The following is a 13662-nucleotide window of genomic DNA, read 5'->3' as shown; positions in this document are numbered from 1 at the left end:
CCTTTTTATTGGCGTGAAATCTAAGACTGGTAATGCCGGGCCAGTGCCGGATCAGCCTGCAACCCCGGGCCACCCTGCAAATACAGCGCCGACAGCTTGTTGGCGGCCAGCGGATGCCCGGCCTTTACTGCCATCGTCCACCAGCGGGCAGCCTCTGCCGCATCCGGGTTTTTACTGAGCGTACCTGCCAGGCAGAAAACGCCCACTTGGTAAGCCGCCTTGCCATCGCCGCTCAGCGCCGCCAGGCGCAACAAACGCACGCCCTCCTCCTTGGCGCCCAGCCCTTGACCGCGAAAGGCCAGGATGTGCCCGTAGAAGCTCTGAGCGCGGGTATCTCCCAGGTTGGCCATGCGTGCGAACTGCCCCTCCATCCAGCGCCAGATGCGCGGTTGACGCACGCACCAGGGCCGATGAAACAACTTGCGCGCCAGCCAGTAGCTCAGACGCGCCTTGAATCGCCAGAGCACTCAGGCTTCCTCGTGCTCATAAGCGAACTCAAACACCCGTACGACCTCAGAGGCATGCCATGAGGCAGCGGCAACACCATCCGGCGGGCCGGGGAAGCGGCCGAGCCGTTCCACACATTCAAAAAAGCCGGTACGTGGCAGGCGGCTTGCGCCCTGGCTGATCACCAGCGAACTGCGCAATGGCTGCTCGGCCTTGACGTCCATTGCAGCCAGATGTTCAAGCGCTGCCGTCAGGGTCAGCATGGCAGGGCTCGGCAACTGCAAACGCTCGAGCAACGCACGGTAAGTCAGCAAGTGGCGCTGTCGACGCGCCTGATCAAGCTCAGCCAGCAACCCATCCCAGTGTTGACGACTGATGCGAACGCTCATGATGCTTCCCTCCAGCCCGCGACACCCAGCTCCCAGGCCAGGCTGCGACGAATGGCTAGGTCAGGTAGACGCTCGCCGGTTTCAATCATGGTCAGATACGACGGGCTAATGCCGACCGTACGTGCCAATGCCTCAAGGGCCAGGCCCTTGTTCTCGCGCAAGCCACGCAACTGATCAAGCCCCGGGCGCTCCTGCTCGGGTGTCGGGGGCTGTCGGTCTGCCACAGGCGTAGTCACTTGTTCCTTGAGACCTGCAGCCTTGAGCAGTGCCTGATAGCTTTCCCATGAGAGAACCGCGTATTCAGGTTCACCATTGCGCTTGATGATTTGAAGATCCATTGCTAAACCCCGTCAGACTTTTAGATAAATCGAGTCGGAACTTTCCCTAGAAGCTTAATCCTAACAGCCTTCAAGGTCTCTGGAGTTTTCGCTTAGAAGTGAAATTTTTGTGAAAGCAGCCAAAAGTGCTGTGCAGAACACAAAATGTTATCCACACAAATTGTGGATAACCTTGTGAACAGAGCTGTTTTTTGACGCTGAAAGGCCCGTTCTATAAGGCCTGTACTCAGATCGGGCGTTTTTTACACACATAAAAAAACCCATAAATTCATTGACTTGGCAGTCAGCAACCACTAGCCAAGGGAAGTTATGGGTTTTTTTAAAACTTGTAGGACAAAACTCACAGGCACAGAGTCCGGACTACAGATACAACAACGCCCCGTCGAAACGGGGCGCTACCTGAACAGCAAGCTGCTTATTGCGCAGCATCTGCCTCTTGTTTTGCAGGGTCTTTGATGCCCAGCAGCTCAAGGTCAAACACCAGTACCGAATTGGCCGGGATCGACGGGCTTGGGCTTTGTGCGCCGTAAGCCAGCTCGCTAGGGATATACAGCTTGTATTTCTCACCAACGTGCATCAGTTGCAGACCTTCAACCCAACCCGGGATCACGCCGCTGACTGGCAGATCAATCGGGCTGCCGCGCTCTACCGAGCTGTCGAACACCTTGCCATCAATCAGCTTGCCTTCGTAGTGAACAGTCACCACGTCAGTGGCTTTAGGCTGAGGGCCATCGGCTTTCTTGATGACTTCGTACTGCAAGCCAGAAGCGGTAGTGACAACACCGGCTTTCTTGCCATTTTCTTCGAGGAATTTTTTGCCTGCTGTCGAGGCTTCTTCGCTCATTTTGGTCAGACGTTCTTCGGCACGCTTTTGCAGGGCGGCGAACGCTTCGATCAGTTCATCGTCTTTCAGTTTCTGCTCTTTCTTGCCAACGGCATCTTCGATGCCCTGGGCTACGGCCTTGGAATCCAGATCATCCATGCCTTCTTGAGCCAGGCTTTTACCCATGTTCAGGCCAATGCCGTACGAGGCTTTTTGCGCCGGGGTTTTCAGCTCTACGCTGGTCTGCGAATCACAACCCGCCAGTACCAGGCTTACCAGGGCCACAGCTGCCGCCAACCGATGCTGTTTCATGCTATTTCCTTGTTCATGCGCCAAATGGGCAATCGAGTAAAGCCGCGAGCTTATCAGGCGGCCGCGACCAATGGCTACCGGCATAGGAGAGGCAATTTGCGGATAAGTTCATGCATTAATAACAATTCATTCATGGCGCAACTTCTGTTCACACTTCTATAAACCCGGCAATGCAAAGCCCAGGTTGCTTGATGCCTGACGATACCTGAGGCATAAGGCTGTAAATATTTTTACAAGGAGCGTTACTGTGCGTCTGTTTTACCGTGTTCTGCTGGGGTTGCTAGTGGCTTTGGCCATGGGACTTGGCCTGGTGATCTACTTCATCGCCAACCCGAAACTGCCTGCCTACCAACCTCCGCAGCAGCTGCACTATCTTGATCAGTGGAGCCCTGCCGAGCGTCAAACCTATTACTACACGCCCCAGGGCACACAGGTTAAAGGTTTGCATTACGACTGGTTCAGCGCCCTTGAGCTGCCCTTTTCAAAGCAACCCTTCGCTGCGCCGGAGTATCTGGCCCGCTTCGGCTTTTTGGTTGACCCACAGCAGCAGGCCAGCGCCGCCAACCCGGCCAACTTGCCCGTAGGTTTTACCCGCCATCAAAACCCGGGCAGCAGCACGCAATACCTGGACATCACCTGCGCTGCCTGCCACACCGGCGAATTGCGTTTCAAAGGCCAGGCTGTGCGTATTGACGGCGCCCCGGCACAGCACGTATTGCCATCCAGCGTACCGACCTTGCGCGGCGGCAGCTTTGGCCAGGCGCTGGTAGCCAGCCTCGCCGCTACGTATTACAACCCATGGAAATTCGAGCGCTTTGCCCGCACCGTCCTGGGTGATCAGTACGAGGCACAGCACCAGCAACTGCGCAAAGATTTCAAGGCATCCCTGAACACGTTTCTGAGCGTGGCCTGGAACGACACCCATCGCGGCCTCTATCCGACCCTCGAAGGCCCGGGGCGCACCGATGCCTTCGGCCGGATCGCCAATGCCAGCTTCGGCGATGCAATTTCCCCCGACAATTACCGCGTGGCCAACGCTCCGGTGGACTACCCGCACCTGTGGGATATGTGGACGTTCGACTGGGTGCAGTGGAACGGCTCGGCCAAGCAGCCAATGGCGCGCAATATCGGTGAAGCCCTGGGCGTAGGCGCCACCCTGAACTTTTTCGACACCCACGGCCAACCCCTGCAAGGCGATGCCCGCTACCCTTCGAGTGTCCGGGTAAACGACTTGCACCTGATTGAAGAAACCCTGCAAAAGCTCAAGCCTCCTACCTGGCCCGAAGCGCTGTTCGGCAAGGTTGATCGCCCGCTCGCGGCCAAAGGCCGGGCGCTGTTCACTGAAAACTGCGCCGGCTGCCACGTACCGCCAGTGGTCGAAGAAAACGGGCGTTGGGTCAAGCAACTCAAAATGCTGCCTGTCGACGTGATCGGTACCGACCCCAATACTGCCAACAACATCGCCGACAATCGCTACGACCTGAGCGCGCTGCAATGGGACCCGGCCGAGCTGGCAACCATGAACGTGGACCTGTACCCGAAAAGCGACGTGCCTCTGGACATGAGCAAACTGTCGGTGGCAAAAGGCCTGGCGTATGTCACCGCCTTTGTTGAGAAGCATGCTTACCAGCAAGCCGGTATCGACCCGCAAGAACAGGCACGCCTCAATGGATTTGGCCTGCCGATCGGTGTCATGGAGTTGCGTGCCTACAAGGCACGACCGCTCGACGGGATATGGGCCACGGCGCCCTTCCTGCACAACGGCTCGGTACCTACGATCTACCAGTTGCTGTCGCCACAGGCTGAGCGCGACCAGACCTTCTATCGCGGCAGTTTTGAATACGACCCCCGCCACTTGGGCTACAGCACGCAGGCCTTTGACGGCGGTTTTGTGCTCGACACCCGCATCAGCGGCAACCATAACAGCGGCCACGAGTTCCGTGCCGGCCCCCGTGGCAATGGCGTGATTGGCCGCCAGCTGCAACCCGAAGAACGCTGGGCGTTGCTGGAGTACCTAAAAGTGCTCGGCGGCCCCCTGGAACAACAGTTGCCCAACGAATGAAGTGCCTTCAACGCACCGATGATTTTGCTAAAAGGATGTTTGCATGCTGACCACTTTCTGGCTTCGACTCGGCAAATGGCTGGGCAAGTTACTTTTGATATTGATTGCCCTGGGATTGCTAGGCTGGGCGCTGGCCACCGGCTGGTACGCCTGGCAGCACCGCGGCCCCGTCTCGGCCCAGGAGCAGATCCCGCCGGGTGAAGCCGACATGACCCGCGACACCATCCAGACCGCAATCAGGATTGTCGACCAGCACCGCGAAAACACACGCTATCTGCGCGATGCCCACGCCAAGGCCCATGGTTGCGTCAAGGCGCAAGTGCAGGTGCTGGACGATCTGGACCCTGCATTGCGCCAAGGGGTATTCGCCACTCCGGGCAAAACCTGGCAAGCGGTGATGCGTCTGTCCAACGGCAACGCGTACCCGCAATTCGACAGCATTCGCGATGCCCGCGGCATGGCGATCAAGTTGCAGGACGTGCCGGGGGCGCAGTTGCTACCAAGCCAACAGGGTCGTGGCGAACAGGACTTTGTGATGTTTAACCATCCCAACTTCTTCGTCAGTGACGTGGCCGAATACCGCCAGAACATTGCTGCCCAGGCCGATGGCAAAAAGATAACGGCGTTTTTCCCGTCATGGGACCCGCGCAGCTGGCAAGTCCGCCATTTGTTTATTGCCCTGGCCACCTTGTCGCCGGCACCGGCCAGCCCGACGCAAACCACCTACTTCTCGGTCTCGCCCTACAAGTTCGGCACCGCCAATGCCAAGTACCGTGTGGCACCGGACCCCGAAAGCTGCCCGGCCTACACCTTGGCGGAGCAAAACGAGGCGCTGCCCAACTTCTTGCGCAATGCCTTGAACCAGCAACTGTCCACGGACCGGGTGCCGGCCTGTTTTGTACTGCAGATTCAACGCCAGAACGCCAATCGCTTCATGCCGATCGAAGACACCAGCATCGAATGGAAAGAGTCTGAGGCCCCGTTCGAGACAGTGGCGCGGATCAAGGTTGCACCGCAGGACTTCGACACTCCAAGCCAGAACCTGACCTGCGACAACCTGTCGTTCAGCCCGTGGCATGGCATCGAAGAGCATCGGCCGATTGGCGGGATCAATCGTCTGCGCAAGGCAGTGTATGACGCGGTGAGCGAGTACCGGCATACGCGTAACGCGCAGCAGTAACCTCGAAATACATGTAGCCGCTGCCGCAGGCTGCGATAGGCAGCGCAGCGGCCCTGATTCTTAAAGGCCCTGCGGACCTTATCGCAGCCTGCGGCAGCGGCTACAGTCCAGAGTGGCGCACTCAATGCACCGGCAGTTCAACCCCTTCAAACAGCTCTTCGAGCTCTTGCTTGTTGTGGCAGGCAATCGCCTTGGCCATCACTTCACGTGTCAGGTGCGGGGCAAACTTTTCGATAAAGTCGCACATGAACCCGCGCAGGAAGGTGCCACGACGGAAACCGATCTTGGTGATGCTGGACTCAAACAGTTCGCTGGCATCCAGTACCACCAGGTCGTTGTCGAGCTTGGTATCCACGGCCATCTTGGCCACGATACCCACACCCAGACCCAGGCGCACATAGGTTTTGATCACGTCGGCATCGGCAGCGGTGAACACCACTTTAGGGGTCAGACCGCGATGGCTGAAGGCTTCGTCGAGCTTGGAACGGCCAGTGAAGCCGAACACGTAAGTCACAATCGGATATTCAGCCAGCGCTTCAAGGGTCAGCTTGGGCAGCTTGGTAAGCGGGTGGCCCTGCGGCACGACCACACAGCGGTTCCAGCGGTAGCACGGCATCATTACCAGGTCGCCGAACAGCTCCAGTGCTTCAGTCGCAATGGCAAAGTCGACGGTGCCGTCAGCGGCCATCTCGGCGATTTGCATCGGCGAACCCTGGTGCATATGCAGCGCAACATCAGGGTATTGCTTGATGAAAGTGCTGATCACCGGCGGCAAGGCATAACGTGCCTGGGTGTGGGTGGTGGCAATCGACAGCGTGCCCTTCTTCTCGTTGGAAAACTCTTGAGCGATCTGCTTGATGCTCTCGACCTTGCGCAAGATCTCGCCAGCGGTAGTGATAATGCGCTCGCCTGCGGGCGTGACACGGGTCAAATGCTTGCCGCTGCGGGCAAAAACCTCGACACCCAGCTCGTCTTCAAGCAGGCGGATCTGTTTGCTGATACCCGGCTGTGAGGTGTAAAGGCTCTGCGCGGTGGCCGAAACGTTGAGGTCGTGGTGCGCCACTTCCCAGATGTAGCGCAATTGTTGAAGCTTCATATGCATCCCTCAAAGCAGATAGACGCCAAGGGTATCGGCGGCGGTATATAACTATATGGAAGGTTAGAAGAATAAATCTAGAACTTTTTTATCGTTTTTATCGGTTCATCAGCCTTACACATCAGTGCTGCGCCGACGCTGCACCAGCGGCACCAGATACACCGGCATCTGCGCCAGCTCGATAACCCGTGCTGCCGTTCGCCCCAAATGCGATTCTCCGCCCGTGGGCTGGGCGTGACTGCCCAGAACCAACAGGTCAACGGCCAGCTTGTGCGACTGCTCCAGAATGACCTGGGAAGGCTCGCCCTGAATAACCTTGACCGAGCGAATCAATGCCAGTTCCTGTTCCCACCCTGCCAACTCCTCCCGAAGGCTCTCAAGCACACGCAACTCTATATTTGAAAGCATGGTGCTCATGCCTTGCCGGTGCAGCTCGCTCAACGCCTGTTCATCGAGGTAGCTCTGCAATACCGACTCGGCAAACAGCCCCATGGGCTCAACCACATGCACCACATACAACTCTGCGCGAAAGCTGCGAGCCAATCCCAACGCGTGCTGCATCACAACCGGCGCGTAAACACCGAGATCCGTGGCGTACAGAATTGAGCGAATCATTCGACCCCCTCGACAGCTTTAATGGGCGAGTTGGATTCAGCTTAGCAGCGCGCTGGCAAGTACGATGGCCCGCACAGCAACTTGTGCCCAGCCTTACTCTGTCGCCACCCCCCCGGATTCATTGCTGATGCCGTGAGGTACATGGCCGGTGGCGACAACCTGACGCGCCCTTTCGCAATGGCCGGCCTGATCATCAAAAAAGACATCGGCGGCAAAGGCTTCCAGAAACGCCGATTTATCCAGCCCGCCGAGAAACAGCGACTCATCCAGACGAATATCCCAATCGCGCAACGTGCGGATCACCCGCTCATGGGCAGGCGCCGAACGTGCGGTGACCAGCGCAGTGCGAATCGGGCACGCGTCGTCAGGAAACTCTCGCTGCAACAGGTTCAGCGCCTCCAAAAAACCCTTGAACGGTCCGCCTCGCAACGGGCTGCGCGCGGATTCGCGCTCAAGGGACTGAAAAGCCTCCAGCCCCCCGGACTGGAACACCCGCTCCGCCTCATCGGAAAACAGCACCGCATCACCGTCAAAGGCAATGCGCAGCTCGTTGCTCTCGGCACGCAGCGCCCCGCCCGAGAGGATCGTAGCCGCCGCAAAGCCTTCATTCAGAGCGCTGCGTACATCCTCGGCATGGGTCGACAAAAACAGGTCACAGCCAAACGCGCTGAGATACGGATGGGGGTTTCGCCCACCGGAAAAGGCGGCACGGGAAATGTTCAGGTCGTAATGCTGGATCGAATTGAACACCCGCAGCCCGGTGTCGGCGCTATTGCGTGACACCAGCACCACCTCAACCCGCTCACGTCCCAGGTGTGCGTTGAAACTGAGGAGCTTTTGGACCAGCGCGAAGGCATCCCCCGGCGCAAGGACTTCATCTTCATGTTCGATCTGGTATTGGCGATATGCCTCAATCCCCTGGGTCAGATACACCCGATGGCTATCATTCAGGTCAAACAGCGCCCGAGAAGAAATCGCCAGCACCAACTTGCCCTTTAAGCCTTTGCTCATGTCGCCCCCCACAGGTCCAAGCAGATTCAAACATGGGTTCAAGGTAGCTCGTCAGGCTCAAGCATCAAGGCGAGTCGAATATGGTGCGCCAACTCGCCCTCACTCAGGCGGGACTTTAACTCGCCATAAAACGCACCGTCACGGACCACAAACAGGGTGGGCAGATGGAAAATCCCGTACCGTTCGACCAGGCCGCCGTTGTCACCCGCGTCGATCCAGCACAGCCGCTCAATGGGCAACTGCATGTCAGGCAGCCTGCTGCGGGCCGTGCGGCACGCCGAACACCCCGCACCGGTGAAAATCACCAGCGAGGTTCCGGGCAACGCCAGCAGACGCTGATCGGCATCAAAGTCTGTCAGTTCCATTTCAATCACTATACTCAGAAGACAATATTAAATTAATGGCACTTGGAGTCAGCGTTCATGGGTCGTTTTTTACCTCACCCAGACGATATTCCCGTTGAGATAACGCTACGTAAACAACCTGCCCTTTCTCGCCAGAAGCTGCACTCTATCAGCCTGGGAGGCGTGTCATGCAACAGCGATAGAGGCTGGCGACGCGGCACTGCGGTCGACATGTGCATGCCCACCCTGGGCGAGAACGCCCGCTACCCGGGCTATATAGCCTGGTGCGAAAAACACCTTGAGGGTTACAGGATCGGGGTGGCCCTTACCGACGAACAAACCTTGTTTGGCGCGCGCATGGGCGAGCAGGTGTGCCAGATAGAGCATTACTCGCGTCTTCAGCTGCAACAGGGCCCCTACCCGCAAACGATGGAAGACCTGGCCCTGGAGTGGGTTACCCATCATGCCGCAGAGTTCTCCCAGGCCACACTGGATCACGCACTGGCGCAACCAGCACTGGATTAAAGCTGCGGCTGCCCATTGTCGACCAACCGGATAACGCGTTAAGGTTCGGCTCCCCGGTGCGCTCAATCAAGCTGTGCTCCGCCGCTCGGGGATCGCTGGCGGCCGGCACCCGTGACCTGACGAGTAACACGATGGCTGATTTACCGATCGACGACCTAAACGTTGCCTCCAACGAAACCCTGATCACACCTGAACAGCTCAAGCGCGAGATCCCTCTCAGCGAAGCAGCGCTGCAGACCGTGACCAAAGGGCGCGAGGTGATTCGCAACATCCTGGATGGTACCGACCATCGACTGTTCGTTGTCATCGGGCCTTGCTCGATCCACGATCTCAAGGCTGCCCATGAGTACGCAGAGCGCCTCAAGGTGCTCGCGGCTGAAGTCAGCGACACGCTGTATCTGGTCATGCGGGTCTATTTCGAAAAGCCACGCACCACTGTGGGCTGGAAAGGCCTGATCAACGACCCGTACCTGGACGACTCGTTCAAGATCCAGGACGGTCTGCACATTGGCCGCAAACTGCTGCTGGACCTGGCCGAAATGGGCCTGCCGACCGCAACAGAAGCCCTTGATCCGATTTCCCCGCAGTACCTGCAAGACCTGATCAGCTGGTCGGCCATCGGCGCGCGCACCACCGAGTCCCAGACGCACCGTGAAATGGCGTCCGGCCTGTCTTCGGCCGTGGGATTCAAGAACGGCACCGACGGCGGCCTGACGGTTGCCATCAATGCCCTGCAGTCGGTTTCGAGCCCGCATCGCTTTCTGGGTATCAACCAGGAAGGCGGCGTGTCGATCGTCACGACCAAGGGCAACGCCTACGGCCACGTGGTACTGCGCGGCGGCAACGGCAAGCCGAACTATGATTCCGTCAGCGTTGCGCTCTGCGAGCAGGCACTGACCAAGTCCAAGATCAGCCCGAACATCATGGTCGACTGCAGCCACGCCAACTCCAACAAAGACCCGGCCCTGCAGCCTCTGGTCATGGAGAACGTGGCCAATCAGATCGTCGAAGGCAACCAGTCGATTATCGGCCTGATGGTTGAAAGCCATCTGAACTGGGGCTGCCAGGCAATCCCTAAAAACCTCGAAGACCTGCAGTACGGCGTGTCTATTACCGATGCCTGCATTGATTGGACGGCCACCGAAAACACCTTGCGCAGCATGCATGCCAAGCTCAAGGACGTACTGCCAAAACGTGCACGCGGCTGATTAGCGTGTAGCCAGATACAAAAACGCCGGGGCATGCCCGGCGTTTTTTTGTGTCCTGCTTTCAGGTGTTGGCCTGAGGGCGCTTGTGACGCTCCATGTAGCGCTCTACATAAGAACATGACGGGATCACCTCGTACCCCATCTTGTCGGCATAATCGAGTGCCTGCTCCGTCAAGGCTGCCGCGATACCCCGACCACGCAGGGCATTGGGCACGAACGTGCGATAGATATCCAGAGTCTGCTTGCCCAAATCCATATAGGTCAGGTAAGCACGATGACCGTCGACAGTGGTCTCAAACTGGTGACCTGCCTGGTCATGGTGGATAGACAACGCCTCGCTCATCATTGCTCCTTCGCGGGTCTTGTATCGTGACCCCTACCTTACTGATGTTTTTCCGCCGAGGGAACTACTACGCCATCACGCGCACAGTGCGCCGACAGGCTGATAAAGAGTAGCCACTCTCAATGCAAATATTCAACTCACGCGGTCGGCTGTTGCGAGCAGAATAATCCTGCCCTGACGTTTCGTCAGCCCGACGGCCTGAAAGTAGCCCTGAACATTTTCCGGAAGGTTGAGCCTATGACGTACAACCGTATTTAAAGTCACGTTATGGTAAAACGGGCATGCCTGTGTTCATCGATCCAAACTGACTGTTTTTCAAGCACAATCTATTAAAGCTAGCCCATCAACAATGATTGCCAATTATTTTTTTTGGTTCTTGCGCTAGGTCATTTTACTTACTACAAGTAATGGGTACTATGTACGCCGGCTGTTTCCTCACTTTGAAGGAACAGCTTTAATTAGAAAGTCCTTGAAGGGGAACACGATGAACAACGTTCTGAAATTCTCTGCTCTGGCATTGGCCGCAGTTCTGGCTACCGGTTGCAGCAGCGTATCTAAAGAAACTGAAGCCCGTCTGACTGCAACTGAAGATGCAGCAGCTCGCTCCCAGGCTCGTGCTGACGAAGCCTACCGTAAAGCTGACGAAGCTCTGGCTGCTGCTCAAAAAGCACAACAGACTGCTGATGAAGCAAACGAGCGCGCTCTGCGCATGCTTGAGAAAGCAAGCCGCAAGTAATAGTCCTTCGGGATTGTTACCAAGCCGACCTATTTATAGGTCGGCTTTTTTATTGCCTGCCCGTCACCAAACGGGCAATAAAAAGCCGCCGGGGTATTAACCGCGGCGGCTTTTTTAGTACGGGCTTACTGCACGTAATCCAGTGACGGGCCAGCAGACACTGGCGTATTGGAAATGCCGATCTCTGCAGGTATACCGGTCTCGGCACCCACAACAGGGAACGCCTTGTCCTTGTCTATCGAGATCCTGTTTTCCAGGTCTTTGTGCTTGAGCAGGAAGTTGATGAAACCGGCGTACTTGTTCTGCAAGTCTTCAGGGGTCAAGTGGGACTTGTCGCTGACGGCCACCAGGGAACCATCTTTGACATTGAGGGGCTCATGCACCTCCAGCAATACCTTGCCGCCACTGACGCCGATCTTGTACGGCTCGTTAATGATTCGCACCGGCGTACCGACAGGCACCATCTGCGACATTTGCAGCACGTTCTTGTTGAGCATGCGGAAGCAGCCATGGCTGGTCCCTGTACCGATGCCGAATTTCGCGTTCGAGCCATGTATCAGGTAACCCGGCATGCCAAGAGTGAACTTGAACGGGCCCAGAGGGTTATCCGGACCGGCAGGCACTACGTTCGGCAGCGGATCACCGTTTTTGGCGTGCTCGGCCTTGATTGAAGCCGGCGGTGTCCAGGTCGGGTTAGGGGTTTTCGCAGTGATCCTGGTCTGCCCCAAAGGCGAGCCCCAGCCTTCGCGGCCAATGCCCAGCGGGAAGGTGTAGACCTTGTTCTGGTCTTTGGGGAAGTAGTACAACCGGTACTCCGCCAGGTTGATCACGATCCCTTCACGCTTGCCCGGCGGCAGGATGAACTGGGTAGGCAGCACGATATCGGTGTCGACTATGGTGCCATCCGGGTTTTTCTTGACCGGTAACCAGGCATCAATCCCCGGGTTGGCGGCAATCATTTCCGAATAGCCCAGTTCGTACGTGTTCCCCAAATCAGCAAAGGAATCTTCGTACTTGCCCTTGATGACCTGCACCTGGCCGACGACATCTTCGCCAGGTGGCGGCAGCGGGAACTCGAGCGCAACAGCTGGACCCGCAACACAAAGCGCGGCAACTGACAGGTAACGGGTGACTGCAGGTAGGCGCGACAACATCCGGAACATCCTTCGCATAATCAACGGGGGACCAAAAAGGGAGTGTACACCGCGCCCACGGGGAGCGTGAGCCGGCTGGGGCGTCAAACTAGTAACATCATGGTTCAAAGGCCAACGCTACAACTCAAAGCGCAGCTCTGGCCAGATAGGCTCGGTGCCACGGCGCTGCGACTCGATAATCGCCCGGCACAGCGGGCATAGCCGGTGGTCCTGGAAGACCTTGCGTGTGACATCCGACCAGCGCGGCTGTGCCGGCAGCAATGAGCCACACAACGTACGGTCAATGGTGCCTCCCAGCTCCAGTTGACGCGTCACCAGATGCACCCGTACCTCCTGGCAGGCGAACAAATCGAGCTGTTCATCGGGCTCGATCAGTTGATAGGCATATAAAGACCAGGCAGGACGCGACATCGGGGGCTCCAAATCGGGGGGGCGCCACCTTAGCCGAAACACTGCCGCTAGAGAAGCATCAAAGCAGGGGTTTTAGCGCCGGCCACACATTATCCAGCAAAAGCCCCTGCGCCCCGACCGCCGGGTGGATGCCATCGGCCTGCATCAACTCGGGCCTGCCCCCCGCGCCTTCGAGGAAAAACGGCACCAGCGCGACCTTTTTCTCCTGGCCCAGCTCGGCATAAACCGCTGCAAAAGCCCGGGTGTATCGCTCACCATAATTGGGCGGCAACTGCATCCCCAGCAGCAGTACCTTGGCACCCGCCTGCTGCGAGGCGTCAATCATGCCCGCAAGATTTTGTTTCAATTGCGCTGGCAACTGGCCACGCAGGCCATCATTGCCGCCCAACTCCACAATCACCACGTCAGGTTTATGCTCTGCAAGCAGCGCAGGCAGCCGCGCAAGCCCCCCGGCGCTGGTGTCACCGCTGATCGACGCGTTGACCACCTTGTCGTCGTATCCTTGCTCCCTGAGCCTTTGTTCGAGCAGCGACACCCATCCCAGACGGGTATCCAGGCCGAAAGCCGCGCTGATACTATCGCCAACGATCAAGATTGTTCCCGCCGTTGCCGTCTGCGCCATGCACATCAGGGCCAGAGCAGCACTTAAAAACCACACACGCATTGGA

Annotated in this window: 17 protein-coding genes; 5 read left to right on the top strand and 12 right to left on the bottom strand. The window is 57.6% G+C overall.

Annotated elements, in window-relative coordinates; translation table 11 throughout:
* Positions 1–20 precede the first annotated feature (20 nt).
* The 4 genes from BLW11_RS11375 to bamJ form a co-directional block, all read right to left on the bottom strand.
* The gene (locus tag BLW11_RS11375; RefSeq protein ID WP_048358628.1) at positions 21–467 is read right to left on the bottom strand and encodes a tetratricopeptide repeat protein; all 447 of its coding nucleotides are present in this window, start codon (positions 465–467) and stop codon (positions 21–23) included.
* Entirely contained in the window at positions 468–836 is a 369-nt protein-coding gene (locus tag BLW11_RS11370; protein ID WP_048358629.1) for a hypothetical protein, read from the bottom strand.
* Positions 833–1174, bottom strand: coding sequence for a helix-turn-helix domain-containing protein (locus BLW11_RS11365; RefSeq protein ID WP_048358630.1), 342 nt, complete (start codon positions 1172–1174; stop codon positions 833–835). Before BLW11_RS11365 ends, BLW11_RS11370 begins: the two co-directional genes overlap by 4 nt.
* A 415-nt stretch (positions 1175–1589) precedes the next feature.
* Complete coding sequence (bamJ, locus tag BLW11_RS11360) at positions 1590–2309, bottom strand: BamJ family beta-barrel-assembly machinery protein (protein WP_048358631.1); 720 nt, start codon at positions 2307–2309, stop codon at positions 1590–1592.
* Positions 2310–2556: 247 nt separating this feature from the next.
* On the opposite strand from bamJ, the gene BLW11_RS11355 reads away from it, so the two are divergent.
* The gene (locus tag BLW11_RS11355) at positions 2557–4371 is read left to right on the top strand and encodes a di-heme-cytochrome C peroxidase (RefSeq protein WP_048358632.1); all 1815 of its coding nucleotides are present in this window, start codon (positions 2557–2559) and stop codon (positions 4369–4371) included.
* A 43-nt stretch (positions 4372–4414) separates the two neighbouring features.
* Entirely contained in the window at positions 4415–5551 is a 1137-nt protein-coding gene (locus BLW11_RS11350; RefSeq protein WP_048358633.1) for a catalase family protein, read from the top strand.
* Between the two features lie 121 nt (positions 5552–5672).
* Here the strand turns inward: BLW11_RS11350 and cysB are convergent, their stop codons facing one another.
* The 4 genes from cysB to BLW11_RS11330 all read right to left on the bottom strand — a co-directional run bounded on the left by cysB (position 5673) and on the right by BLW11_RS11330 (position 8638).
* Entirely contained in the window at positions 5673–6647 is a 975-nt protein-coding gene (gene cysB, locus BLW11_RS11345) for an HTH-type transcriptional regulator CysB (RefSeq protein ID WP_048358634.1), read from the bottom strand.
* Between the two features lie 114 nt (positions 6648–6761).
* The gene (locus BLW11_RS11340) at positions 6762–7262 is read right to left on the bottom strand and encodes a universal stress protein (protein WP_048358635.1); all 501 of its coding nucleotides are present in this window, start codon (positions 7260–7262) and stop codon (positions 6762–6764) included.
* Between the two features lie 93 nt (positions 7263–7355).
* Positions 7356–8273: a 5'-nucleotidase gene (locus BLW11_RS11335; RefSeq protein ID WP_048358636.1), complete on the bottom strand. Its 918-nt coding sequence runs from the start codon at positions 8271–8273 to the stop codon at positions 7356–7358.
* Positions 8274–8311: 38 nt separating this feature from the next.
* Positions 8312–8638, bottom strand: coding sequence for a thioredoxin family protein (locus BLW11_RS11330; protein WP_048358637.1), 327 nt, complete (start codon positions 8636–8638; stop codon positions 8312–8314).
* A 57-nt stretch (positions 8639–8695) separates the two neighbouring features.
* On the opposite strand from BLW11_RS11330, the gene BLW11_RS11325 reads away from it, so the two are divergent.
* Both BLW11_RS11325 and BLW11_RS11320 read left to right on the top strand, forming a co-directional pair.
* Positions 8696–9142, top strand: a complete 447-nt coding sequence (locus tag BLW11_RS11325; protein ID WP_048358638.1) for a PilZ domain-containing protein — start codon at positions 8696–8698, stop codon at positions 9140–9142.
* A 131-nt stretch (positions 9143–9273) separates the two neighbouring features.
* Complete coding sequence (locus BLW11_RS11320; protein WP_048358639.1) at positions 9274–10350, top strand: 3-deoxy-7-phosphoheptulonate synthase; 1077 nt, start codon at positions 9274–9276, stop codon at positions 10348–10350.
* 61 nt (positions 10351–10411) lie between these two features.
* On the opposite strand, the gene BLW11_RS11315 is transcribed toward BLW11_RS11320, so the two are convergent.
* The gene (locus BLW11_RS11315) at positions 10412–10693 is read right to left on the bottom strand and encodes a GNAT family N-acetyltransferase (protein ID WP_019827604.1); all 282 of its coding nucleotides are present in this window, start codon (positions 10691–10693) and stop codon (positions 10412–10414) included.
* A gap of 484 nt (positions 10694–11177) precedes the next feature.
* On the opposite strand from BLW11_RS11315, the gene oprI reads away from it, so the two are divergent.
* A complete protein-coding gene (gene oprI / locus BLW11_RS11310; protein WP_003172710.1) occupies positions 11178–11429 on the top strand; it encodes an outer membrane lipoprotei OprI in 252 nt (83 codons plus the stop codon).
* A gap of 125 nt (positions 11430–11554) precedes the next feature.
* On the opposite strand, the gene BLW11_RS11305 is transcribed toward oprI, so the two are convergent.
* From BLW11_RS11305 to BLW11_RS11295, 3 genes are all read right to left on the bottom strand, one after another.
* A complete protein-coding gene (locus BLW11_RS11305; RefSeq protein ID WP_048358640.1) occupies positions 11555–12583 on the bottom strand; it encodes a L,D-transpeptidase family protein in 1029 nt (342 codons plus the stop codon).
* Positions 12584–12700: 117 nt separating this feature from the next.
* Positions 12701–12994 carry a hypothetical protein gene (locus tag BLW11_RS11300; RefSeq protein WP_003446817.1) on the bottom strand — a complete coding sequence of 98 codons (294 nt, stop codon included), beginning with the start codon at positions 12992–12994 and terminating at the stop codon, positions 12701–12703.
* Between the two features lie 58 nt (positions 12995–13052).
* Positions 13053–13658, bottom strand: coding sequence for an arylesterase (locus BLW11_RS11295; protein ID WP_048358641.1), 606 nt, complete (start codon positions 13656–13658; stop codon positions 13053–13055).
* Positions 13659–13662 lie beyond the last annotated feature (4 nt).

The sequence above is a fragment of the Pseudomonas deceptionensis genome, assembly GCF_900106095.1.
In the GTDB taxonomy this organism is placed as follows: Bacteria; Pseudomonadota; Gammaproteobacteria; order Pseudomonadales; family Pseudomonadaceae; genus Aquipseudomonas; species Aquipseudomonas deceptionensis.
This window is presented reverse-complemented; position numbering and strand designations above follow the sequence as displayed.